We start from the raw sequence: 22,276 nt of genomic DNA, 5'->3' as shown, positions 1-22,276 counted from the left end.
GTCCCGGCCAAGAGTAGACCATGTCCCTTACCGCTGCTCTCGACTCCGCTCGCGCATCGCTCATGGCGTCGGGCATCCAGTCGTCGACGATCTCGCGCAACATCGCCGGTGCCAGTGCCGCCGGCTATTCGCGCAAGATCGCCGTATTGGACAATCTCCCCGGGGCCGGCGTTTACGTGGCGGCGATCCAGCGCGCCGCCAGCTCGGGGCTCTACGACAATGTCTTGACCGCAACCTCGACGTCGGCCAAGCAGAGCGCGATCCTTGACGGTCTCCAGAAGATCGCATCTGCCACGGTGGACGATCCGGAACTCGACCAGTCGCCGACGGCGCAGCTCAACGCGCTGAAGAAGGCGCTCCAGCAATATGCCAACGCCCCGGACAACACCACGCTGGCGCAGGCAGCGGTGACGTCCGCCAAGGACATGGCGATCGCGCTCAACCAGGCGACCCAAACCGTGCAGACGGTCCGTGAGGGCGCGGATGCCGACATGCAAACGTCGGTTCAAAACATCAATCGGTTGCTCTCCCAGTTCCAGACCGTCAACACCGCGATCGTGAAGGGGACGATCTCCGGCGACGACATCACCGACTACCTCGACCAGCGCGACAGCATCGTCTCGCAGATGTCACAGGAGGTCGGAGTGTCGATGTCGCTCCGTCCTAACGGGGACGCGGCGCTCTATACCGACAGCGGCGTCGTGCTGTTCGACAAGATAGCGCGAACGGTGAGCTTTGCGCCGACGAACGCCTATACGGCCGGCACCACCGGCAATGCCGTCTATATCGACGGCGTTCCGGTAACCGGCGCCAATTCCGTGATGCCGCTCAAGTCCGGCAAGCTTGCTGGCCTCGCGCAGCTGCGCGACAATGATACCGTTACTTACCAGAGCCAGCTCGACGAAATCGCGCGCGGCCTGGTCGATGCCTTCAAGGAAAGTGACCAGTCGCCTGTTCCGACGCTGCCCAACGTCCCCGGTCTCTTCACCTATCCCGGCGCGCCGGCGATGCCGGCGAGCGCCACCGTCTTGGTGGGCCTCGCTGGTACGATTTCCGTTGCTGCATCGGTCGATCCGGCCCAGGGCGGCAATCCCAATCTGCTGCGCGACGGTGCGATCAGCGGCAACGTCGCATACCAATACAATACCGTCGGCAATGGCGGTTACTCGGCCCGGCTGCAGCAGCTCATTGGCGCCATGGATGCGTCGCAGCCGTTCGATGCAACCACGCAGGGCAAGCCGAACGGCAGCTTGATCGACTTCGCGTCGTCCTCGACGAGCTGGATCGAAAACCAGCGCAAGACCGCCGATTCCAACGTCACCTACCAGAAAACGTTGCTCGACCGCAGCACCGCGGCGCTGTCGAACGTCAGCGGCGTCAACATGGACGACGAGATGTCGTTGATGCTCCAAGTCGAACGCACCTATTCGGCCTCGTCGAAGATCATCTCGACCGTCGACGAAATGTTGCAGAGCCTGCTGGCTGCCGTGGGAAATTAAGTCATGATGAGCGCGAACTACATCTCGACCTTGATGCTGTCTTCGTCGTTGAGGTCCTCGATCACCAACAATCAGGCCGCGCTGGCCAAGGCCTCGAAGGAAGCCACCACCGGCCGCTTCGCCGATGTCGGCCTCGAGCTTGGCGCCACGACGGGAGGCGACGTCACCCTGCGGGCGGACCTAAGCTTTGCCGATCAGCTCGTCGATACCAACGGGCTGGTCTCGGGACGCCTGGACATCACGCAGAGCCGGATCACCCAGCTTGGTTCGACCGCAACGGACTTCCTCAAGGACCTGATCGCGGCTCGCAGTACCGACGGCGGCGGGCGGATCATCCTGCCGCCTGCGTCCTCCAACCTCCAGGATCTGATTGGCGCGCTGAACGTCTCCTATAACGGCTCGTCTCTCTTCGCGGGGATCAACACGCAGAACACGCCGATCACGGCCTACACCGCGGGCTCGGCCAGCAAGAACCAGGTCGATGCCGACTTCCTTGCGGCCTTCGGCTTCTCGCAATCATCGCCCAGCGTGAACACCATCACCCCGGTCCAGATGCAGACCTTCCTCGACACCACCTTCGATGCCGAGTTCGCGAGCCCGGCCTGGAACACGAATTGGTCATCGGCGACCGACCAGGTGATGCAAAGCCGTATCTCGACGACCGAGATCGCCGATACCTCCGTCAGCGCCAATCAGACGGGCTTCCGCAAGCTCGCCGAGGCCTACACCATGATGGCAGATCTCGGGAACGCGAATCTGGACCAAGCGACGTTCCAGGTCGTCGTGGACAAGGCCATCGGCCTTGTCGGGAACGCCATCACTGACCTTGCGACCCTCGGCGGCGACATCGGCACGGTCCAGCAGCGGATCACCTCTGCAACCGACAAGCTGAAGACGCAGCAGGACATTCTGAACAATCAGATCGTCGGTATAGAGAAGGTGGACCCGACGGAAGCCTCCGTCAGGGTCAACACCTTGCAGACGCAGATCCAGACGGCGCTTGCGCTCACCTCGCAACTCCAGAAGATCAGCCTCATCAACTATCTCTGAGTCCAGCTCCTTCGTAAGGCGCGTAACCCTTGTCTTGTTGTTCGGTCTCCTGCGCAGAGTTGTCCTGATGACGTTTGAAGCCTATGAATCGGTCGTCGACGAGAGCGGCTATGAGGCGCGGGGCCGCGAGCGGCAGGCGCTCAGCCTCGGCATCGACCGGCTCGAGCGGATCCAGGAGGACCGCTTCAGCCTCGAGGATCTGGTCGAGAGCCTGCTCTATGTGCGGCGGCTGTGGACGATCTTCATCGAGGATCTCGCGCATCCGGAAAACGGGCTTCCGGAAAAGCTGCGCGCGGACATCATCTCGATCGGGCTTTGGGTGGTCAAGGAAGCCGATCGCCTTCGCGAAGAAAAGTCGAACGACGTGATCCAGCTCATCGAAATCAACCGCCTGATCCGAGACGCACTTTGATGAAGATATCCTTGCGTGCGGGCGAACGGGTCTACATCAACGGCGCCGTGCTGCGCGTGGACCGCAAGGTCTCCGTCGAACTCGTCAATGACGTGATGTTCCTGCTCGAAGGGCAGATCATGCAGGCCTCCGACGCCACAACGGCGCTGCGGCAGCTCTATTTCATCGTCCAGCTCATGCTGATGAATCCGACCGACGTTCGGGACGCTTCGGCTCTCTATGGGCAGCATCACGCGGCCCTGCTCGCCGTGTGCGAGAGCCAGGAGATGCTGGTCGGGCTTGGTGCGGTCGACGACCTGGTCGGGGCGAGCCGTTACTTCGAGGCGCTCAAGCGGATCCGAGCACTGTTTCCGGTGGAGCAGGCCATCCTGGCCGGCGCCAAGATCGATTCCCCATTCGAGGCTGCCTGACAGCGGAGAGCGACATGAACGTCACCAGCGCGACCGATAGCACCAGCAAGTCGTCCAGTTCGACCAGCTCGACGACGTCGAGCACCGGCGTCGACTACAACACGTTTCTTCAGCTCCTCGTCGCGGAGATGAAGAATCAGGATCCGACCAATCCGATGGACACTTCGCAATATATGAGCCAGTTTGCGCAGCTCTCGTCGGTCGAGCAGGCGATGCAGACCAATACCAAGCTCGACGCCCTGCTGTCTTCGCAGTCGCTGTCGCAGGCCAATGGACTGATCGGAAAGACCGTCAGCTTCACGGACTCGACCGGAGCAAGCTTCAGCGGCAAGGTCGCTTCGGTCTCCATCAACAGCGACGGCTCCATCGCGACACTCGAGAACGGTACGAAAGTCGCGATCGGCCCCGGTCTCACGATCAGCCAGTCATGAACGAACGGGATGCCCTCGACATCGTCCAGGCGGCGATCTGGACCATCATCGTCGCCTCCGGGCCTGCCGTCGGTGCCGCGATGCTGGTCGGCACCATCATCGCGCTGATCCAGGCGCTGACCCAGATCCAGGAGGTGACGCTGACCTTCGTTCCGAAGATCATCGTCATTCTCGTGGTCGTTGCCATCTCCGGCTCCTTCATCGGAGCCCATCTCTCCACCTTCACCGAGATGGTCTATTCGCACATCGAGCGCGGCTTCTGATCCGGGCGGCCCCGGCCGCCTCTGCCACCCCTGCCACCACCCCCGCGTAAGCTTTGCACGGCAGATTACGGGCCGGATCCTCTGCCGGTGACCCATGACGGATACGTTAGCCGCTAGCCTGCCGACCCCGCGACGATTGGGCGCCGACGCCTTTTTCGCAGGCGGCATCGTGGCCATGCTCACGATCCTGTTCCTGCCCATACCGCCGATCCTGATCGATCTCGGCCTCGCATTCTCGATCGCGCTGTCGGCGCTGATCCTGATGGTCGCGCTGTGGATCCAGCGGCCGCTCGATTTCTCGGCCTTCCCGACCGTGCTCCTGATCGCGACGATCCTGCGGCTTGCGCTCAACGTCGCAACGACCCGTCTCATCCTGTCGCGCGGCGGGGAGGGCGAAAACGCCGCGGGCCATGTCGTTGCCGGTTTCTCGAAGTTCGTCATGGGTGGTGACTTCGTCATCGGCCTGATCATCTTCGCGATTCTGGTCACGGTGAACTTCGTCGTGATCACGAAGGGCGCAACGCGTATCGCCGAAGTCGGCGCCCGTTTCACTCTGGATGCCATCCCCGGCAAGCAGATGGCGATCGACGCGGATCTGTCCGCGGGCCTGATCGACGACAAGGAGGCCCAGCGCCGGCGGCGCGAGCTGGAAGAGGAGAGCGCGTTCTTCGGCGCCATGGACGGCGCCTCGAAATTCGTCCGCGGCGATGCCGTCGCCGGCCTGATCATCACCGCGATCAACATTTTCGGCGGTATCATCATCGGCGTGACGCATCACGGATTGACGCTGGCACGCGCCGCCGACGTCTACACCAAGCTCTCCGTGGGCGACGGTCTGGTAACGCAGATGCCCGCGCTGATCGTGTCGCTGTCGGCGGGCCTGCTCGTCTCGAAGGGCGGCACCAGAGGTTCGGCCGAGCAGGCGGTGTTGCGCCAGCTCGGCGGCTATCCGCGCGCGGTGTCGGCCGCCGCGCTGATGATGTTCGTGCTCGCCTTGATGCCGGGGCTGCCGACGGCGCCCTTCCTGCTGCTCGGCGGCGTCATGGCTTTCGTCGGATACTCGCTGCCGAGGCGGCAGGCAGCCCTGAAGCAGAAGGAAGATGCTCGCAAGGCCGACGAACGCGCCCAGGTCGATGCCAAGGAGTCCGTCAAGGAATCGCTCAAGACCGCGGAGATCGAGCTGGCGCTCGGGGGCCACCTCTCGGTCCATCTGCTGGGCTCGCGCAACGAGCTGGCGCACCGCGTGGCCAAGATCCGCAAGAAGTTCGCCAAGCAGTACGGCTTCGTGGTTCCCGAGATCAAGCTCACCGACAATTTGTCGATCGATCCCAAGGGATACCAGATCCGAATCCACGACACCCGCGTCGCCCAGGGCGAGCTCAGGCTCGGCGAAGTGCTGGTGCTCGTCGACAAGGATGGCAAGCCCGACGTTCCCGGCGAAGAGGTGATCGAGCCGGCCTTCGGCATGAAGGCGCTGTGGGTGACGGACGCGTTCACCGACGAGGTCAAGCGCCAGGGCTGCAAGCCGGTCGACAATCTCTCGGTGCTGCTCACGCATCTGAGCGAAGTGATCAGGGCCAACCTCGCCCAGCTCCTGTCCTACAAGGACATGCGCGGCCTGCTCGACCGGCTCGATCCCGAATACAAGCGCCTGGTCGAGGATCTCTGCCCGTCGCAGATATCGTATTCGGGGCTGCTGGCGATCCTGAAGATCCTGCTGGCCGAGCGCGTGTCGATCCGCAACCTTCATCTGATCCTCGAAGCCATCGCCGAGATCGCGCCCCATGTGCGGCGCTCCGAGCAGGTGGCAGAGCATGTGCGTACACGTCTTGCCCAGCAGATTTGCGGCGATCTCACCGACAACGGCGTGCTCAACGTGGTCCGTCTCGGCAACCGTTGGGATCTCGCGTTCCACCAGAGCCTGAAGCGCGACGCCAAGGGCGACGTCGTCGAATTCGACGCCGATCCGCGCCTGATCGAGCAGTTTGCGACCGAAGCCAGCGCCGCGATCCGCAAGTTCACCGAGAACGGCACCAGCGTGGTGCTGGCGGTGACCCCGGAAGCGCGTCCCTATGTCCGGATGATCCTGGAGCGGGTCTTTCCGACCCTGCCGATCCTGTCGCATGTCGAGGTCGCGCGCAGCACCGAGATCAGGGCCCTCGGAGCCATATCGTGATCAGCGGCCTCACCGATAGCGTGCTGGTGACGTTCATCGTGTTCTGCCGCATCGGTGCCTGCCTGATGCTGGTGCCCGGCTATTCCAGCGTCAACGTTCCGGCCCAAGTCCGCTTGTTCGTCGCGCTCGTCACGACGTTTGCGCTGACGCCGATCCTGATCGCCGTCCTGAAACCACTTACGGACAACGCGGCGCCGCTGACCCTCGTGCTGCTGATCTGTTCCGAGCTCGTGGTCGGCAGCGTCATCGGGCTCGGCGGTCGCGTGTTCTTTCTCGCACTCCAGACCATGGCCACCGTGATGGCCAGCGCAATCGGGTTGAGCAACATCCCGGGGACGCCGGTCGGCGACACCGATCCGGCGCCGGCCCTGGTGCCGCTGATCATGACGTCCGTCACCACGCTGTTCTTCATGACCGACCAGCACTGGCAGGTCCTGCGCGGCCTGATGAACTCCTACGACGTCTGGCATCCCGGCGACCGGCTCGGCGGCAGCATGCCGCTCGACCAGCTCGTCGGAAGGCTGTCGGAGGCATTCGTGCTGACGCTGCGGATCGCCAGCCCTTTCATCGTCTATTCGGTCGTCGTCAACCTGGCGGTCGGCCTGATCAACAAGCTGACGCCGGCGATTCCGGTCTATTTCATCTCGGTACCGTTCGTGCTGTTCGGTGGCTTCCTGCTGCTCTACCTCACCAGCGACGAGCTCTTGACGCAATTCATGCTTGGCGTCTCCTCGTGGCTGGCGGAGTGATCGGCCATGACGTCGCGCGCGGACAAGCTCGGCCGGATGGTCTCGCTCGTGAAGCTCCAGCTCCGGCTGTCAGAGTGGCAGCTCGCGCATCTGCGGCAGCAGGAGCGCAGCTTGCAGGATGAACAGGAATGGCTGGTGGGAACTCTCAACGAGGGCAAGCCGCCAGCGGGATCATCGAGCGAATCGGTCGCGCGGCGTCTGACCAGAACCAGCGTCGGCGCGCGCGCGGTTCAGGCGCAGGCCTCGCAGCAGCTCGACCAGGTTCGCGCGGAGAGCCGCCGTGTGAAGCAGTTCGAGCAGGTCGCGAAGGCGGCGCTCGCGGACAAGCTTCGCGACGCCGAGAAGCGATCGCTCGAGGAAATGACGGGAACAAGCCTCACCGTGCGCGAGTGGACGCCACGGCAAGCCAATCGGACCAAGACATGATCGTGACAGCGACACCCGACCTCGTTCTCGACGTCCTCGATGCTGCCGATCCCGTGACGCAGCGCGCGGCCACCGCGAAGCTCGACGCGTTGAAATCATCGGACGCGGATTTCGCCGCCACGATGGACGCGGAGGTCGGCAAGGCGAAGGCCAAGACGGCAGCTGCCGATCAATCCGCGACGAAGGTTTCGGAACCGCAGTCGGGCGCGGTGAACGGGGCGCCGGTGCAGGTGATCAAGGCGCCGGCATCCGGCGAGGTGTACCGCAAGTTCGAGGCCTTCATCCTCCAGACCTTCGTCGAGACGATGCTGCCGAAGGAGTCCGAGGAGGTCTTCGGGAAGGGCACGGCGGGCGGCGTCTGGAAGTCGATGCTGGCGGAGCAACTTGGTGCGCAGTTGGCAAAGGGCAAGGGCATTGGCATTGCCAAGCAGTTTGCTGCCGCGCATCCGGCGGGACCGGACGCTACGGGCAAGGCCGGATGATTCGGGAATGGGTGACAGAAGTTGAAGGGTGAATTTCCTATGCAGGCACAAGAAGGCGCGGCGGCCATGGTGATGGAGCAGCCGGCCGTGGACACCGAGGCGATGACGACGGCGGCCATTTCGGGGGATGCCCTGTTGCCCGTGCTGCTGCCGAATGTCGGTGGCGAGGTGGCGAACGACGGTGCGGAGGCGGCGAGATCGGACGAGGTGCGCGGCCTGTTGGCTGCGATCCGCCGGCTCGAAGGCATCGTCGAAGAGGAGACGGCTGCGCTCGCGACGGGCAAGAAGATCGACTTCGACGAGTTCAGCGCCCGGAAGAGCCGGAGCATGCTGGAATTCGTCCGCCTGATGCGGGCACGAATGCACCTCGGCGGCGAGCTCGAGATCACCGAGGAGGTCCAGCGGCTGCGCGAGAAGCTCGAGCGAAACCGTTCCATCCTCGAAATGCATTACGATGCGGTGCGCGAGGTTGCGACCATCATCGTCAAGGCCATCAAGGACGCCGAGTCGGACGGCACCTATACCGGTCGCGCAGCACAGGACGGAAAATGATCAGACTCGTGCTGGCCGGGCTCTGGGTATGCATCCTCACCGCGGGAACGAGCTATGCCGTGGCCTATTGGAAGGAAAATGGCAGCCTGCTGCCGGCAAAGGACGAATATCTTGACGGGCTGCAGTACCAGAAGACGCGGGCGCTGAGCGTGCCGATGGTCGAGAGTGGCAACGTGCAGGGCTACATCGTCGCGCGCTTCGTCTATACCGTAGAGGCGCGGACCATGCACCAGCTCAACGTTCCGCCCGAGCCGTTCGTCGTCGATGAAGCCTTCCGCAGGATCTATGCCGACGACCGCCTCGATTTCAGAAAGCTCGCCCGTTACGACCTCTCCATCCTCACGACGGCCATCAAGCAGCGTGTCAACGAGCGAATGCAGGCCGAAGTCGTCCAGGACGTCCTTGTCGAGGACTTCAATTACGTGTCGAAGGAAGAATTCCAGCAGAAGCCCTAGGGCATTACCGGTTCTGATTTAATCAGAAGCGAGCCTCTAGAATATACTTACACGCGAGCCGCAGCGCCGGTACTGCCGCGCTCTATTCGCCGTTGACGTCAGAAACTACAACGGCCTCTGCGAAGGTGGTTCGCAGAGGCCGTTGTCGGTTTCGTGGCAGCGCCCTGCCGATCAGTTTCCGGCCGGATACGCCACTGGGGCGGTATGCGCCCTGTTCAGCAGGATGCCGACTTCGTCGAGCTCCTGCATCGGCACGTCGATGGTCTCGCCGGCCGGGATGTCGAGGCGGTATCCGACGTAACGCCGGGCCACGATTGCATCGAGGCCGAGGCGGTCGCGGAGTTTCTTGCGCAGTTTGCTGACGTGGCTCTCGATCACGCTCTCGTCGAATGTCGCTTCGAAGATGCCATAGACCGCGTTGAAGATCTGCGTCTTGGTGACCCACTTGCCGTGGTTGCTGACCATATATTCGAGAATGCGCAGTTCGCGGCGGGGCAGGGTGAGGGCGTGGCCAGCGATCTCGGGGTCACGTCCGTTGAAGAAGACCTGGATCCTGGTCTCGCAGGGCCTCGGCAGTTCCCCGACCCGGCGGCGCGCAATCGCGGCCGTTCGGGCGAGGATCTCGCGGAGGTGAATCGGCACGTGGACGACGTCATCGACGCCCGACTCGAAGAGCTCCAGCGTGTTCTTGAGCATCTTCTGGCCGCTCATGGCGATGATAGGGGCCGAGGAGCGCTTGCGCATCGCCCGCGGCAGGCTTCCGCGGGTGTCGCAATCCCCGAGGAGGAAGGCGTCCACCGCGGCCAGATCCGATTCACTCGCAGATTGCAGCCAGTCCCAGAATTCTCCGGAGGAGAAGCCGATCGACGATACACCTTCGCGAACGAGCCCTCCGACATAGCTGTTCGTGACGCTCTCGCGATCATCAACGATAATATACATCAGTTTTTCGCCCCTGTTTCGCACTTGTTTCGGCCGGTTGTTTGTTGTGATGCCCGGCTCGGCAACTGTGCTGTTTGACGATATTCCATCCCGCGAACCCTTATTATGGTTTCGATATTCGCGGGCAGCCCTACGCATTCAGTGCCTGCGTCTCGCAGGCCTGCTACTTCGACTCGATACTGAACGCTTACTGCGTGAGGCTCGGCGGGTGTCTTGCGGATCACCTCGCGGAGCGGATTGAGAAAGCGACCTAGAACAGTTGCGCCAAGTTGCTCATTGCATCCGAACGCTACTGTACTGTGTCAATCCCCTCGCCAACTGGCGAGAATCACTTGAGTAGGACCGTAACAATTGCCGATTTCCGATCAAGCGTGCGCAACTAAGCGTTTGCTACACGTGCTTGATGCTGTTTGTTTGGTTCGAGTTGTTTCTTTGTATATTCAATCGCATCAGTTGATTTGGAATTCGAACTAGTTTTGCACCCTGGCGGTTCTAAAGTTCCGCATCCCCGTATGATTACAGACATTTTGGGTGGTGCTGCGCTTAACGCACATCGGTGGGTTTTCAACCCGGGATTGACTCTCGTCATCGTCTGCCCACATGCGACAATTCGACTCATGTATGGCGAGGCGACTCCAGCTTGGCGAAATCTTGGCGAGGGTGTGTCTTTCGAGTCGCACTCTCGCCACGTGCGTGACGCGTTTGACTCATGTGACGTCGCATCGCGCGTGATGAAAAGTTTTCGATACGTACGTTTCAGGCAAGCTTCGGCAAATAATGTCACCGTTCGACAGATCGAACCGAACGGAGCATTCTCGCATGTTGTCCGATGGACAAGCTCGTCCCAACGCGACCGCCGATGTTTCCGCAGCGGCGAAACCGGCTGCGGAGACGCGCGATGCCAGAGACAATGTGGCGCCGACGGCCAAGCCTTTTGCAAATACCCAGTCTTTTGCAAATACCAAGCCCACTGCAAATACCAAGCCTGCCGCGAATACCAAGCCCGCTGCGAGCACCAAGCCCGCGTCGGCAGCAGCGAACGATGAAACTCTGGCGAAAGAGGCGCTCGAGGGTCTGAAGCGTATTCGCGCCAAGGCGCGCCTCGACAAGATGGCAATCTCCAAGCCTACGCCCATCGTGATCAAGCCGGCCGTGATCGTGGCCAAACCGCTGCCGCCGCGCCCGACATGGGTCGTGCCGCTCGCGACATTGGCGGTTGCTGCGATCCTGGTCGTCTGTGCCTGCACCGGCGTAATCGCCTATCTCACCACGCAGCCCGCCCAGAGCAACGTCGCGGCCAATACTGAGATCAGGAACCTGCGCGAGACGGTGGCGCAACTGCGCAGGCAGGTGTCGGGCGTGTCCGACAATCTCGACGGCCTGCGCACCGCGGTCGATCAATCGAGCAAGGCGACCAATGACCGTTTTGGCCGGTTTGGCGAAAATCTGGATCGCATCGAACGGGTGAGCTCGTCCTCTACGGTGAAGCTCGACAAGCTTGCCCAGGTGCAGGCCCAGGCTCCGGCGCCCGTCGCCACACAGCCAATGCCAATGATGGCCTCGGCCGCTACGCCCGAGATCACGGGATCGGTAGCACCGTCCGAGCGCATCTCGGCGCTGCGCAAGACGGTCAAGGGCTGGTCGGTCCGCCAGGCCTATGAGGGGATTGCGATCCTGCAAGGCCCGAACGGCGTCGTCGAGGCGGTGTTGGGACAGCAGGTGCCCGGCCTTGGCCGTATCGAGGAGATCAAAAACGAGAACGGACGTCTGGTGGTCGAGTCCAGCGGGGGCGTCATCTATTCGTCACGCAAGGCCACGCCCTGATCGAGGGCCACTTCTATTTGCGGTGATGCTCGAAGCTGGTGCATAGCAGATCGACCTCCGCCTCCGCGATCGGCGCCCGAAACAGGCGGCAGCTGAACTCGGCCGTCGTCCTGCTGTCCGTGGTGGTGCGATCTTCGCGGAGGAAGATGCATCGCTTGCAGACGTCGGTATGGTGCCGCTGTTCGGCCGCGTCCGACTGATCCAGCACGTGGCGGAGCGCGTCGCGGAAGCTGACCTTCGCCTCGCCCTCGAGCACGGCGATGGCCTCGACGAGGACGTTGACGGGGTCGCGCACCAGGAACTTCTTGCCCTGTTGTGTCACGCTCAGCATCACCGACCGCTTGTCCTGGGCCGAGCGCTTTCGCTCGAGATATCCGAGCCGCTCCAGCTCGCCGATGATGAACGAGGCGGTACCACGCGTGGTGCCGACGTAACTCGCGAGCGCCGACGGCGTCCTGGAAAACCGGTTGGCGCGGGAAAGGAAACGCAGCGCCATCCACTCGCGGTCACGCAAGCCGTGCTTGGTGCCTTCGAACCACAGGATCCGGGCGACCTGTTCCAGCAGTTCAATCGATTCGCGAGCCAAGTTCATTTCAATTCCAGGTCGGTAAATCTTAATTCAATTGAGCTTTTGGTAGCGCAATCCGGGCGGCGGATAAGGAGGATCCCCAAAGAGGTGGAACCTTCCGGTCGTGGAACTAGAGCGTCGCGAAGAAAGTTCGAGTAAATCGCCCGGCTCAACTCTTCTGAAAATTTCAGTCAAATGACCGCGGAGTACGCGCAAATTCCGATAGCGTGGGATGTGCGTGCAACATGATGTGTCGTTGCGACCACCGCAAAGCCCATTTATTGCGTGATGCGCTTCGAATCGCGCGAGCAGGCGGATCGGCCGCAACTCGGGCCGGCGGAAAGGGGCGCGAGCGAACCACCGTTTGCGGTTAATGGATGTTGCGTTGCAATGGGGCCAGGCGGTCAAATCGAAATAGGATCGAGCCCGGGAATGCCAGAGTGTCGTCCGTGATCGAGCAAGTGAAGCCGTTCAGCGTCAAGCGCGCAGCATTGGCCGCCACCGTCGGCAACATGCTCGAATTCTACGACTTCATCACCTACAGCTTCTTCGCCATCCAGATCGGCCATACCTTCTTCCCGACGGGAAGCGAGTACGGCAGCCTGATGCTGTCGCTGGCGACTTTCGGCGCCGGCTTCGTGACGCGGCCGATCGGCGGAATCGTGCTTGGGATCTATTCCGACCGGATCGGCCGGCGGCCTGCCATGCTGCTGAGCTTTGCGCTCATGGGGCTATCGATCCTGACTATCGCGCTCACGCCGTCCTATCAAACGATCGGCCTTGCTGCGCCCGTCATCGTGATCGCGGCGCGTATGGCGCAAGGCTTTGCTCTGGGCGGGGAGGTTGGACCGACCACCGCCTATCTGATCGAGATCGCTCCGCCCGAGCATCGCGCGCTGGTGGTGGCCTGGCAGCCGGCGAGCCAGGAGATCGCCGCGACCGCGGGCGCGCTCGTCGGCGTCATCCTGAGCAGGACGATGGCGCCGGAGATGCTCGACGCCTATGGCTGGCGGGTGGCGTTTCTCATCGGGGCGGTGTGCCTGCCGTTCGGCTTCTGGATGCGCCGGACGCTGCCCGAGACGATCCCGCAGGCCGAAGCCGGTGCCGGCACCGTCGAGCACACCGGTCATCTTTCGCAGGCGAGACGGCACCTTGGCATCATCGGACTTGCGTTGATGATCCTGGCAAGCGGCACGATCTCGACCTACGTCACCCAATATATGACGACCTATGCGCAGAATACGCTGCATGTGTCATCGACCCTGGCTTTCACCGTGTCGCTGGTCAGCAACGGCATCCAGTTTGTTGGCGCGCTGGTCGGGGGCTGGCTGGCGGATCGTCTCGGTCGCAAGCCGGTGATGATCTGGCCGCAGCTCGCAACGCTGCTGCTGACCTACCCGACCTTCCTCTGGATCGTCCATGCCCCCGGCGCGTTGTCGCTCCTGGTTGGTTTCGGTGTTCTGTCCGTCATCGGCTCGCTGCCGTTCACTGCGTTCTACGCGACCTTCACCGAAGCGCTGCCCCAGAACATCCGCGGCGGCGTGTTCGCGACCGTCTACGCGGTCGCGATCGCCAGCTTCGGCGGGACGGCGCAGCTCGTGGTCACCTGGCTCCTCCACGTCACCGGCAATCCGCTGGCGCCGGCCTGGTACCTGCTGCTTGCGGCGATCGTTGGACTTGTCGCGATGAGCCTCATGCCCGAGACTGCGCCGGTGAAACAGCGTCAGACCAAGATCTGAAAACAAGCCCCGAAAGTGGCGCGCTCGCAGGCTGGTGATTTGCGTTTCACCGGCAATTATTGGCGAATGCGCGCCTGAAGGATCAGGGCCGCGCATCAGGAAGGATTAACCGATGAGTATCGAAACCACCATGACATCCGACGTCGTCGGGCTGACCAAGGTCGCCCCGGTCTCGCGCCGCGGATTCATGAGCGCCACCGCAGCCGTCGCCGCCGGCTACACGCTTGCGGCCGGGCCCGTGCGCGCCGAGGCGATCACGACCGACACCAGCGGCCTCCGGACCGGGGACGCCAAGATCAAGGTCGGTTCCGAGGAGATGCCTGCGTATTTCGCCCGCCCCGCCGGCGACACCAAGGCGCCGGTGATCATCGTGGCGATGGAGATTTTCGGCCTGCACGAATACATCAAGGACGTGACGCGGCGCCTTGGCAAGCTCGGCGCGTTCGCGATCGCGCCCGACTACTATTTCCGTAAGGGCGTCGATTTGACCAAGGTCACCGAGATCAAGGACCTGCTGCCGATCGTCAATGCCAAGCCGGACGCCGAGCTGCTGTCCGATCTCGATGCGACGGTGGCGTGGGCGGGATCGCAAGGCGGCGACACCGGTAAGCTCGGCATCATCGGCTTCTGCCGGGGCGGACGCACCGTCTGGGAATATGCCGCTCACAGCGGCAGCCTCAAGGCCGGCGTCGCCTTCTACGGTCCGCCGGTCGATCCAGCCAATCCGCTGTGGCCGAAAAGCCCGATGCAGCTCGCGCCCGAGATGAAGGCACCGGTGCTCGGCCTCTATGGTAGCGCCGATACCGGCATTCCCGTCGCCCAGGTCGAGCAGCTCAAGGCAGCCTTGGAGCAGAACAAGAAGACAGCCGAGTTCAAGATCTATCCGGAAGCGCCGCACGGCTTCCATGCCGACTACCGCGGCAGCTACCGCAAGGACGCCGCAGAAGATGCCTGGAAACAGGCGCAGGCCTGGTTCAAGAAGTATGGCGTCCTGAGCTGACGCCGATCTTCAAAAGGGCGGCCCGAGCGGCCGCCCTTTTTATTCCAAGGCGTCGATCTCACTTCACCATCGCGCCATAAACGATGTCCTGAACCTGTTCGCGATAATATTTCCGCAGCTCGCCCGGCGCCGCCGTTCCCACCACGACCACGAGACGCTCCTTGGGGTCGCAGAAGAACTGCGTTCCGTACGCGCCGTTCCAGGTGAACTCGCCGGGATTGCCGGGGACCGACGACAATCCCTCGCTGGTGCGGACCGCGACCGAGAGGCCGAAGCCGAACCCGGCGCGATGCGGCTCGATGTTCGCCACGTTGTTCTTGATCTCCGGGCCGAGATGATTGGTCGTCATGTGATGCACGGTCCTGGGACCGAGGATGCGCTGGCCGTCAAGGTCGCCGCCGTCGAGCAGCATCTGTCCGAAGCGGATGTAGTCGCCGACGGTCGCGAACGAGCAGGCGCCGCCACAGTCGAATTTTGTCGGCGTGTCCAAAAGCTTAATGGCTTGCGGCTTGCCGGTCAGCGGATCGTTGGCGAACGGGCGGGCGAGGCGAGGGCGCTGTGCGTCGGTCGGGTGGAAGGTCGCGTCCTTCATGCCGAGCGGCTGCCAGACGTTGGCGGCGAGATAGTCGCCGAGCTTCTGCTCGCTCACCTTCTCGACGACGGCGCCGAGCACGTCGATCGAGAAACCGTATTCGAACTCGGTCGAGGGCTGATGCGCCAGCGGTAGTTTGGTGATGCGATCGATGAAGGCCTGAGTGTCACCTTCGATCGCTGGCGCGGTGCCTTCCGGATATTGCCGTGCCACCGGGCTCGCGCTGTCCGGGCGGCCGCCGTACATCAGGCCAGACGTGTGTCGGTACAGGTCATGAATGAAGATCGGTGATGCCTGCGGTTCGAGCTTCAATGAACCGTCGGCCTGCTGAACGCCGACCTTCATGTCGGCAAAGCCGGGATAATAGTCGGACAGCTTGGCCTGGAGCGGCAGCTTGCCCTGCTCCATCAATGTCAGGCCCGCGACTGCGGCCATCGGCTTGGTCATCGAAGCCAGCGCGAAGATCGCGTCGATAGGCATCGGCGTGCCCTTGTCCGGATCCAGCATGCCGTAGGCCTTGTAGTGCACGAGCTTGCCGTCACGGGCGATCGCGACGACCGCGCCGGGGACACGCTTGGCGGCGATCTCACGCGCGAAGAAATTGTCGAGCCGTGCAAGGCCTTGTTTCGAGAAGCCGGCGTCGTCTGGACTAGCTTCGGGCAGCGGTGCGGCGCGCGCTGCGCCGAACGTGATGGCGGCAGCGGTCGCGGCGATCATGGCGATGTTCTTCATGGAATCCTCTCAAGCTCGGGCTCGTTATGCATTGGCCCGCTCAGCGATTAGATCACGACCGCACCGGCGCGAAGTCAAGCGCGGGCAGGGCATGGCTAGGACGCCGGGAATGCCGGAGCCCTATCCTCCTTCCTCCGCTTGCCACAACGCCTCGAGGGCGTGGCGGTAGGTCGGATAAGCAAGCGTGACGCCGAGCTCGCGCTTCATTTTCGCGTTGGAGACGCGGGCGCTGCTCGCATAGAAGCTGCGGGCCATCGCCGACATCTCGGCGGTCTCGAACGGCTCTTCCGGCGGCGGTGCAACGTTCATCAGCTTCGCCGCGTAAGCGATCACGTCCTGCGGCGGCGCCGGCTCGTCGTCGCAGACGTTCCACGTGCCGCCGCTCGGGTGATGAATCGCGGCCATGATCGCGCTCGCGATGTCGTCGACGTGGATGCGGTTGAACACCTGTCCCGGCTTGATGATGCGCCGGGCCGTTCCAGCGCGCAGCGTCACCAGCGCGTTACGGCCGGGGCCATAGATACCCGCAAGCCGCAGGATCGCGGCGTCGCCACCGGTCGTGTCGGTCCACGCCTGTTCCGCTGCGACCCGCATGCGCGTGCGGTCGAGGTCCGCCTTCGGCGGCGTGCTCTCATCGACCCAGCCGCCGGCGTGACCACCATACACGCCAATCGTGGACAAATAGACGATCTTGCGGTCGCCGCCCGCCGCCAGCAGGCCGGAGAAGGCCCCGATTGCGGGATCGCCGACGCTGCCGGGCGGGATCGAAACGAGCAGGACATCCGCGTCTCTCATGCGTTCGATCGTCTCGCGTGCCGGACTGCTGCCGGAGAAAGCATGCACCTCGATGTTGGCGAGATCGCCCCGCTGCGCGGGATCGCGCACCGTGCCGGCGATATGCGAGAAGCGGCCACCGAACAGGCGGACGAAGTGCTGCGCACTGTAGCCGAGGCCAAGGATAAAGAGACGCATACATCTTCCTTGCAGGTCGGAGTTCCCGTTCGCGCCGCAGCGCGCCTCCGCTCATAAGAGATTTTTGGGTCCGGCAAAAGATATTGCAATTTGTCTCGCCCGCCTGTGCAGGCGATGGTCGCTCGTCGGGAGGGACGTATAGATCATGCAGGCAGAAGCGCCCGCCATAAGGCCATGTGACGCCGCCGAGCTGATCCGCCGCGCCGCCGCGCTGATCTTCGACGTCGACGGTACCTTGGCTGAGACCGAAGAGCTGCATCGGCAGGCCTTCAACCATGCCTTCGCCCGCCACGGTCTCGACTGGCAATGGGACCGGGCCGTCTACAAGGATCTGCTGCGGGTTACGGGCGGCAAGGAACGGATCCGCGCCCACCATGAAAGGCTGAGGATCGCCGCGCCATTGTCAGATGTGGAGATCGCGGAACTCCACCGCATCAAGACCGCGCATTATGCCGAACTGGTCGAAACCGGCTGCTGCCCCTTACGGCCCGGGGTGACGGATCTCCTCGCTGCTGCCAAGGCGCGCGGCCAGCGGCTCGCGATCGCGACGACCACGTCGCACGGCAACATCGATGCGCTGCTGTCGCAGGCTTTGGGAAAGCGCTGGGCCGCGGATTTTGATGCGATCGTCGCCGGGGATGATGTGCCGCACAAAAAGCCTGCGCCGGATGTCTATTTCGAGATCCTGGTGCGGCTGAAGCTCAACGCACCCGACTGCGTCGCGATCGAGGATTCCGCCAACGGGCTGATCGCAGCCGCGCGGGCGAACATTCCCGTGCTCATCACCAGAAGCATGTTCTTCCGGGACGACAATTTTAGCCAGGCGCGGGTCGTGCTGGATGACCTGTCTGGGCTCGGGGTGAGGCGCCAAAACAAAAAAACTGAAAAACAACCCCATGCACAGTAGAATGTGCCTGCGGGCCGAGTGCCCTCAATGGACGCGGTGGCTCGCTCTATCGTCCTCAGCTTGCTCGACAATTTGCGCGATCGGGCTGGACTGGTGGTGCACCAGGCGCCAGTCGTCGCCGACGCGCCGAAAATGGTTGGCCGCAGCCAATGCCGTGCCGTCGACGATCTCAATGCAGAGCACGCGCGCGCTGTCGCCATCGACGATGGCCTGCGGTTCCGCGCAGACGATCTGCGGCCGTTCCGGACTCTGCAGGATGTCGCGCCAGCTTCCGATCACCGTGGCCCGGCCGATGATGGCCGGCCAGCCGGGATGAATGCAGGAAATGGCGTCATCGTCCGCCCACATCCGCTCCATTTCGTCGAAATCGCCAGTCGAGAAGGCGGCGTAGAACGCTGCGTTCGCGGCGATCACCTTGGTGTCCTTTGCCATGCCTCTCGGGTGGGGCAATGACAGGCAAAAATCAAGCAAGACTTCCGTCGACTTTCCGTTCGCTCTGGACCGCAATGCAGCATTGCTGCCGGTTTTGTGGTCACACCGAGACCAGGGTCTCCACCGCACGTCGCGCGCCATCCTTGTAGAGTCGGCCGAGCGCCACGGTCACGGCCTCGCGCAGGCGCGGCTCCGCGCCTAGCGGCCCGAACACTTTCGCGACGCCGAGCAGCGCGGGCGCCAATCGTTCGGCGATGGGACCTGCCTCGCGCGCCAAATCGGCGAACTCGGCGGCGAGCGGATCGCGCACGTCGATGGTGCGGCCCTTCTCGTCGAGGCCGCTGACGTAGCGCATCCAGCCGGCCACCGCGAGCGCATGCGTCGCGATCGGCAGGTTCCTGGCGAGACGATCCTGGATCGCGCCGAGCAGCCGCTGCGGCAGCTTTTGCGAGCCATCCATCGCGATTTGCCAGGTGCGGTGATGCAGTGCCGGATTGGCGAAGCGCTTGAGCAGCGAGGCGCGATAGGCGGCCAGGTCTGCGCCTGATGGCATCGTCAGCGTCACCGCGGCCTCTTCCATCACCTGCGCGGCGAGGCGCGCGAAATGCGGATCCTGCATGGTGTCGGCGATGGTCTCGTAGCCGGCGAGATAGCCGAGATAGGCCAGCGCCGAATGGCTGGCGTTGAGCAGCCGCAGCTTCATCAACTCGAACGGCTTGACGTCGTTCACCAGTTCGACGCCGGCGGCGGCAAGGTCGGGCCGGCCTGCCGTAAAGCGATCCTCGACCACCCATTGCGTGAACGGCTCGGTCATGACCGGCCATGCGTCGTGCAAACCGAGTGCTGATGAAACCGCATCGCGGTCACCATCCGTCGTCTCCGGCACGATGCGGTCGACCATGGTCGAGGGGAAGGCCGCGGTATCCGCGATCCACTTGCCGAGATCCTTCGAGCGTAGCGCGGCGAATTGCGTCACGATCCGCTGTACGGTGTGGCCGTTGGCGGCGAGGTTGTCGCAGCTCAGCACGGTGAAGGGCGGGGCGCCCAGGGCCCGCCGGCGCGCCAGCGCGGCCACGATGAAGCCGGGAGCCGAGCGCGGCGCGTCGAAATTGTTGAGGTCGTGCACGATATCAGGATGCCGCTCGTCGAGATCGCCGGTCTGCGGCGTGTGGCAGTAGCCCTTCTCGGTGACGGTGAGGGAGACGATGCGAATGGCGGGATCGGCCATTCGCTCGACCAGTCGTGCCGGGCTCTCGCGCGCGACCACGCTATCGAGCAGCGCACCGATGATGCGGTGTTCGGTGCCTTCGGCTGCACGGACGGCGACCGTATAGAGATGATCCTGCGGGGCGAGGGCGTCGCGTGTGTCAGGGCTGCGCAGGCTGGCGCCGACGATGCCCCACGAGGTGGCGCCGGCCGCAAGGCAATTATCGATGACGACGGCCTGGTGGGCGCGATGAAACGCGCCAAGGCCGAGATGCACGATGCCGGAGGTGACGCGCGAACGGTCGTAGGCCGGGCGGCGGATACCTGGTGGCAGCCGATCGAGATTGGCGCGGCCAAGGCGCGTTGGATCAAGGCGCATGGTCGTCTCTCCTCTTGTTTGGCCGCTGCTTGACATGGCGCCTATCCTCGGTCAATGCTGCGGTCAATTGGTAAGACCAATTTTCCAAAATTGGCGGGCCGCGGGCAGCGAGAGCTGCCGGCATGACCCTTTCGGGAGGACCAGCGTGCCGCTGGAAGCTGTGGAGGCGAGACGGCTTTATCGCCAAGTCGCCGATCAATTGCGAAGCCTGATCGACAGCGGCGAGTACGCGGTCGGCAGCCGCTTGCCGACCGAACGCGAACTCGCCGAGCAGCTCAGGATTTCCAGGCCGACGGTGCGCGAAGCCCTGATCGCGCTCGAAGTCGAGGGCCGCCTCCGCATCCGCGTCGGTTCCGGCATCTATGTGATCGAGCCCGCGGCGGTTGCGGCGACCGCGCCTGCTTCCGTCATCGAGGGCCCGTTCGAGCTGCTGCGCGCCCGCGAGTTCCTGGAAAGTGCCATCGCCGAAGAAGCCGCGCGCGTGGCGACGAAGGACGACGTTGCCCGCATCGATGCGTCCCTTGTCGCGATGGAGAATGTAGAACACCCCGGCGAAGCCTCGATGGTCCACGACCGCGCCTTCCACGTCGCGATCGCCGGAAGCCTCGGCAATGCCGTTCTGGTCCGTGTCGTCGGCGAGTTGTTCGACCAGCGCCTCAATCCCTATTTCGCGCAGCTTGCGCATTATTTCGAGAGCCCGGGCACGTGGCGCACTGCGCTCGACGAGCATCGCGCGGTGCGCGACGCCATCGCCGCACACGATCCTGAAGCGGCTCGCGACGCGATGCGCGATCATCTCGCGCGATCCCAGGAGCGCTTTGCGCAGAACTTCGGCGCCGAGAAAGCGGCAGCACCGTCTTCCGGGCGCACCGCGCGATCGACGGCAAAGCCGTCAAAACCGGAACGTGCGCCGAAGAAGAAGCGAGCTGCGAGCAGCAGCGCGCGACAGCGATGACATTGTGCGGCCCGCACCCGCCTTGGGGACGGGCTGACAAGAAGCAGATTTAAAAGAAGCAGACTTGAAAGATGGAGGAAAGTCAGTGTTAAAAAAGATGACAATGGTGCTGGCGGTCTCGGCCGCGGCGATGATTGCTACGACTGGCGCCGGCACGGCGCAGACCAAGCTCAAATGGGCCCATGTCTACGAGACCTCGGAGCCGTTCCACACCGCGTCGGTCTGGGCCGCGCAGGAGATCGGGAAGCGCACCAACGGGCGCTATGCGATCGACGTCTATCCGGCCTCGCAGCTCGGCAAGGAGGCCGACATCAACCAGGGGCTTTCGCTTGGTTCGGTCGACATCATCATCTCCGGCTCGAGTTTTGCCGCGAAGAGCTTTCCGCCGATCGGCGTCACCTATTATCCCTACACCTTCCGCGATGCCGATCATCTGCTCGCCTACACCAAGAGCGACATCTTCAAGGAGCTCACCAAGGGTTATGAGGACAAGAGCGGCCACCACATCGTCGCGGTGACCTATTACGGGGTGCGCCAGACTTCGTCGAACAAGCCGATCAAGACCTGTGCCGACCTCAAGGGCCTGAAGATGCGCGTGCCCGACGTTCCCGCCTATCTGGCGATGCCGCGCGCCTGCGGCGCCAACACCGCGCCGATCGCGTTCGCCGAAGTCTATCTGGCGCTCCAGAACGGCACCGTCGAGGCGCAGGAGAACCCGCTGACCACGATCGAGGCCAAGAAGTTCTACGAGGTGCAGAAGCACATCGTGCTGACCGGCCACATCGTCGACCATCTCAACACGGTGGTGGCCGGCGCGCTCTGGAAGAAGCTCAGCGATGAGGACAAGAAGATTTTCACCGACGTCGCGCAGGAGGCAGCCGCCAAGGCGACCGCGGAGATCAAGCAGAACGAGGCCAAGCTGGTCGCCTTCTTCAAGGAGAAGGGCCTGACCGTCACGGAGGTCGACAAGAACGAGTTCCGCGACACCGTGCTGAAGAACGTCGCGTTCGAGACGTTTGGCTATCGCAAGGCCGACTGGGAACGCATTCAGGCGGTGAAGTGACGACGTAGTCGTCATCCCGGAGCGGTCCGCAGGACCGAACCTCAGGTGCGCAATTGCGCA

Annotated in this window: 24 protein-coding genes; 18 read left to right on the top strand and 6 right to left on the bottom strand. The window is 63.3% G+C overall.

Translation table 11 applies throughout. From position 1 onward, the window contains the following. Nucleotides 1–20 precede the first annotated feature (20 nt). From flgK to IVB45_RS29610, 12 genes are all read left to right on the top strand, one after another. A complete protein-coding gene (gene flgK, locus IVB45_RS29665) occupies nucleotides 21–1,499 on the top strand; it encodes a flagellar hook-associated protein FlgK (RefSeq protein ID WP_247287761.1) in 1,479 nt (492 codons plus the stop codon). Between the two features lie 3 nt (nucleotides 1,500–1,502). Next, the gene (locus tag IVB45_RS29660) at nucleotides 1,503–2,549 is read left to right on the top strand and encodes a flagellar hook-associated family protein (RefSeq protein WP_247358373.1); all 1,047 of its coding nucleotides are present in this window, start codon (nucleotides 1,503–1,505) and stop codon (nucleotides 2,547–2,549) included. 67 nt (nucleotides 2,550–2,616) lie between these two features. Then, a complete protein-coding gene (gene flaF / locus IVB45_RS29655; protein ID WP_027570494.1) occupies nucleotides 2,617–2,961 on the top strand; it encodes a flagellar biosynthesis regulator FlaF in 345 nt (114 codons plus the stop codon). Further along, nucleotides 2,961–3,371, top strand: coding sequence for a flagellar biosynthesis repressor FlbT (gene flbT / locus IVB45_RS29650; protein WP_027519845.1), 411 nt, complete (start codon nucleotides 2,961–2,963; stop codon nucleotides 3,369–3,371). The genes flaF and flbT overlap by 1 nt, the downstream gene beginning before the upstream one ends. A gap of 14 nt (nucleotides 3,372–3,385) precedes the next feature. Then, nucleotides 3,386–3,802, top strand: coding sequence for a flagellar hook assembly protein FlgD (flgD, locus tag IVB45_RS29645; protein ID WP_027570495.1), 417 nt, complete (start codon nucleotides 3,386–3,388; stop codon nucleotides 3,800–3,802). Beyond that, complete coding sequence (fliQ, locus tag IVB45_RS29640) at nucleotides 3,799–4,065, top strand: flagellar biosynthesis protein FliQ (RefSeq protein WP_008130649.1); 267 nt, start codon at nucleotides 3,799–3,801, stop codon at nucleotides 4,063–4,065. The genes flgD and fliQ overlap by 4 nt, the downstream gene beginning before the upstream one ends. A 94-nt stretch (nucleotides 4,066–4,159) precedes the next feature. After that, complete coding sequence (flhA, locus tag IVB45_RS29635) at nucleotides 4,160–6,241, top strand: flagellar biosynthesis protein FlhA (protein ID WP_247358374.1); 2,082 nt, start codon at nucleotides 4,160–4,162, stop codon at nucleotides 6,239–6,241. Further along, nucleotides 6,238–6,990 (top strand): flagellar biosynthesis protein FliR, encoded by a 753-nt coding sequence (fliR, locus tag IVB45_RS29630; RefSeq protein ID WP_027570497.1) that lies wholly within the window; start codon nucleotides 6,238–6,240, stop codon nucleotides 6,988–6,990. The genes flhA and fliR overlap by 4 nt, the downstream gene beginning before the upstream one ends. A 6-nt stretch (nucleotides 6,991–6,996) precedes the next feature. Beyond that, complete coding sequence (locus IVB45_RS29625) at nucleotides 6,997–7,416, top strand: hypothetical protein (protein WP_247358375.1); 420 nt, start codon at nucleotides 6,997–6,999, stop codon at nucleotides 7,414–7,416. After that, nucleotides 7,413–7,898 carry a rod-binding protein gene (locus IVB45_RS29620; RefSeq protein WP_247358376.1) on the top strand — a complete coding sequence of 162 codons (486 nt, stop codon included), beginning with the start codon at nucleotides 7,413–7,415 and terminating at the stop codon, nucleotides 7,896–7,898. Before IVB45_RS29625 ends, IVB45_RS29620 begins: the two co-directional genes overlap by 4 nt. Nucleotides 7,899–7,937: 39 nt before the next feature. Continuing rightward, entirely contained in the window at nucleotides 7,938–8,450 is a 513-nt protein-coding gene (locus IVB45_RS29615; RefSeq protein WP_247358377.1) for a flagellar biosynthesis protein FlgN, read from the top strand. Beyond that, nucleotides 8,447–8,905, top strand: a complete 459-nt coding sequence (locus IVB45_RS29610) for a hypothetical protein (RefSeq protein ID WP_018453988.1) — start codon at nucleotides 8,447–8,449, stop codon at nucleotides 8,903–8,905. Before IVB45_RS29615 ends, IVB45_RS29610 begins: the two co-directional genes overlap by 4 nt. Before the next feature lie 171 nt (nucleotides 8,906–9,076). Here IVB45_RS29610 and IVB45_RS29605 read toward each other — a convergent pair whose 3' ends face one another. Beyond that, nucleotides 9,077–9,847 carry a response regulator transcription factor gene (locus IVB45_RS29605; RefSeq protein WP_247358378.1) on the bottom strand — a complete coding sequence of 257 codons (771 nt, stop codon included), beginning with the start codon at nucleotides 9,845–9,847 and terminating at the stop codon, nucleotides 9,077–9,079. An 819-nt stretch (nucleotides 9,848–10,666) separates the two neighbouring features. Here IVB45_RS29605 and IVB45_RS29600 point away from each other — a divergent pair. Next, nucleotides 10,667–11,671: a hypothetical protein gene (locus IVB45_RS29600; protein ID WP_247358379.1), complete on the top strand. Its 1,005-nt coding sequence runs from the start codon at nucleotides 10,667–10,669 to the stop codon at nucleotides 11,669–11,671. Between the two features lie 13 nt (nucleotides 11,672–11,684). On the opposite strand, the gene IVB45_RS29595 is transcribed toward IVB45_RS29600, so the two are convergent. Further along, on the bottom strand, nucleotides 11,685–12,263 hold the full coding sequence (locus IVB45_RS29595) for a MarR family transcriptional regulator (protein ID WP_027570502.1): 579 nt from the start codon (nucleotides 12,261–12,263) through the stop codon (nucleotides 11,685–11,687). A gap of 425 nt (nucleotides 12,264–12,688) precedes the next feature. Here IVB45_RS29595 and IVB45_RS29590 point away from each other — a divergent pair, with 425 nt between their 5' ends. After that, a complete protein-coding gene (locus IVB45_RS29590) occupies nucleotides 12,689–13,978 on the top strand; it encodes an MFS transporter (protein ID WP_247359171.1) in 1,290 nt (429 codons plus the stop codon). A gap of 112 nt (nucleotides 13,979–14,090) precedes the next feature. After that, nucleotides 14,091–14,978: a dienelactone hydrolase family protein gene (locus tag IVB45_RS29585; RefSeq protein ID WP_247358380.1), complete on the top strand. Its 888-nt coding sequence runs from the start codon at nucleotides 14,091–14,093 to the stop codon at nucleotides 14,976–14,978. Between the two features lie 58 nt (nucleotides 14,979–15,036). Here the strand turns inward: IVB45_RS29585 and IVB45_RS29580 are convergent, their stop codons facing one another. Continuing rightward, the gene (locus IVB45_RS29580) at nucleotides 15,037–16,302 is read right to left on the bottom strand and encodes a serine hydrolase domain-containing protein (protein WP_247358381.1); all 1,266 of its coding nucleotides are present in this window, start codon (nucleotides 16,300–16,302) and stop codon (nucleotides 15,037–15,039) included. Between the two features lie 120 nt (nucleotides 16,303–16,422). After that, a complete protein-coding gene (locus IVB45_RS29575) occupies nucleotides 16,423–17,274 on the bottom strand; it encodes an SDR family oxidoreductase (protein ID WP_247358382.1) in 852 nt (283 codons plus the stop codon). Nucleotides 17,275–17,419: 145 nt separating this feature from the next. Here IVB45_RS29575 and IVB45_RS29570 point away from each other — a divergent pair, with 145 nt between their 5' ends. Next, a complete protein-coding gene (locus tag IVB45_RS29570; protein ID WP_247358384.1) occupies nucleotides 17,420–18,181 on the top strand; it encodes an HAD family hydrolase in 762 nt (253 codons plus the stop codon). Nucleotides 18,182–18,205: 24 nt separating this feature from the next. Here IVB45_RS29570 and IVB45_RS29565 read toward each other — a convergent pair whose 3' ends face one another. Beyond that, nucleotides 18,206–18,613 carry a nuclear transport factor 2 family protein gene (locus IVB45_RS29565; RefSeq protein ID WP_027519831.1) on the bottom strand — a complete coding sequence of 136 codons (408 nt, stop codon included), beginning with the start codon at nucleotides 18,611–18,613 and terminating at the stop codon, nucleotides 18,206–18,208. A 100-nt stretch (nucleotides 18,614–18,713) separates the two neighbouring features. Continuing rightward, complete coding sequence (locus IVB45_RS29560) at nucleotides 18,714–20,198, bottom strand: mannitol dehydrogenase family protein (RefSeq protein ID WP_247358385.1); 1,485 nt, start codon at nucleotides 20,196–20,198, stop codon at nucleotides 18,714–18,716. A gap of 145 nt (nucleotides 20,199–20,343) precedes the next feature. Here IVB45_RS29560 and IVB45_RS29555 point away from each other — a divergent pair, with 145 nt between their 5' ends. After that, entirely contained in the window at nucleotides 20,344–21,153 is an 810-nt protein-coding gene (locus IVB45_RS29555; RefSeq protein ID WP_247358386.1) for a FadR/GntR family transcriptional regulator, read from the top strand. 103 nt (nucleotides 21,154–21,256) lie between these two features. Then, nucleotides 21,257–22,216 carry a sialic acid TRAP transporter substrate-binding protein SiaP gene (locus tag IVB45_RS29550; protein ID WP_247359173.1) on the top strand — a complete coding sequence of 320 codons (960 nt, stop codon included), beginning with the start codon at nucleotides 21,257–21,259 and terminating at the stop codon, nucleotides 22,214–22,216. Nucleotides 22,217–22,276: the final 60 nt, after the last annotated feature.

It is taken from the genome of Bradyrhizobium sp. 4 (assembly GCF_023100905.1).
Classification (GTDB): domain Bacteria; phylum Pseudomonadota; class Alphaproteobacteria; order Rhizobiales; family Xanthobacteraceae; genus Bradyrhizobium.
Note: the sequence above shows the minus strand (reverse complement) of the source record. Positions and strands in the feature narration are given on the sequence as shown.

Coding starts and splice junctions, on each gene's coding strand:
- flgK (WP_247287761.1), top strand. CDS start 21: ATGTCCCTTACCGCTGCTCTCGACTCCGCTCGCGCATCGCTCATGGCG.
- IVB45_RS29660 (WP_247358373.1), top strand. CDS start 1,503: ATGATGAGCGCGAACTACATCTCGACCTTGATGCTGTCTTCGTCGTTG.
- flaF (WP_027570494.1), top strand. CDS start 2,617: ATGACGTTTGAAGCCTATGAATCGGTCGTCGACGAGAGCGGCTATGAG.
- flbT (WP_027519845.1), top strand. CDS start 2,961: ATGAAGATATCCTTGCGTGCGGGCGAACGGGTCTACATCAACGGCGCC.
- flgD (WP_027570495.1), top strand. CDS start 3,386: ATGAACGTCACCAGCGCGACCGATAGCACCAGCAAGTCGTCCAGTTCG.
- fliQ (WP_008130649.1), top strand. CDS start 3,799: ATGAACGAACGGGATGCCCTCGACATCGTCCAGGCGGCGATCTGGACC.
- flhA (WP_247358374.1), top strand. CDS start 4,160: ATGACGGATACGTTAGCCGCTAGCCTGCCGACCCCGCGACGATTGGGC.
- IVB45_RS29625 (WP_247358375.1), top strand. CDS start 6,997: ATGACGTCGCGCGCGGACAAGCTCGGCCGGATGGTCTCGCTCGTGAAG.
- IVB45_RS29620 (WP_247358376.1), top strand. CDS start 7,413: ATGATCGTGACAGCGACACCCGACCTCGTTCTCGACGTCCTCGATGCT.
- IVB45_RS29615 (WP_247358377.1), top strand. CDS start 7,938: ATGCAGGCACAAGAAGGCGCGGCGGCCATGGTGATGGAGCAGCCGGCC.
- IVB45_RS29610 (WP_018453988.1), top strand. CDS start 8,447: ATGATCAGACTCGTGCTGGCCGGGCTCTGGGTATGCATCCTCACCGCG.
- IVB45_RS29605 (WP_247358378.1), bottom strand. CDS start 9,847: ATGTATATTATCGTTGATGATCGCGAGAGCGTCACGAACAGCTATGTC.
- IVB45_RS29600 (WP_247358379.1), top strand. CDS start 10,667: ATGTTGTCCGATGGACAAGCTCGTCCCAACGCGACCGCCGATGTTTCC.
- IVB45_RS29595 (WP_027570502.1), bottom strand. CDS start 12,263: ATGAACTTGGCTCGCGAATCGATTGAACTGCTGGAACAGGTCGCCCGG.
- IVB45_RS29585 (WP_247358380.1), top strand. CDS start 14,091: ATGAGTATCGAAACCACCATGACATCCGACGTCGTCGGGCTGACCAAG.
- IVB45_RS29580 (WP_247358381.1), bottom strand. CDS start 16,302: ATGAAGAACATCGCCATGATCGCCGCGACCGCTGCCGCCATCACGTTC.
- IVB45_RS29575 (WP_247358382.1), bottom strand. CDS start 17,274: ATGCGTCTCTTTATCCTTGGCCTCGGCTACAGTGCGCAGCACTTCGTC.
- IVB45_RS29570 (WP_247358384.1), top strand. CDS start 17,420: ATGCAGGCAGAAGCGCCCGCCATAAGGCCATGTGACGCCGCCGAGCTG.
- IVB45_RS29565 (WP_027519831.1), bottom strand. CDS start 18,613: ATGGCAAAGGACACCAAGGTGATCGCCGCGAACGCAGCGTTCTACGCC.
- IVB45_RS29560 (WP_247358385.1), bottom strand. CDS start 20,198: ATGCGCCTTGATCCAACGCGCCTTGGCCGCGCCAATCTCGATCGGCTG.
- IVB45_RS29550 (WP_247359173.1), top strand. CDS start 21,257: ATGGTGCTGGCGGTCTCGGCCGCGGCGATGATTGCTACGACTGGCGCC.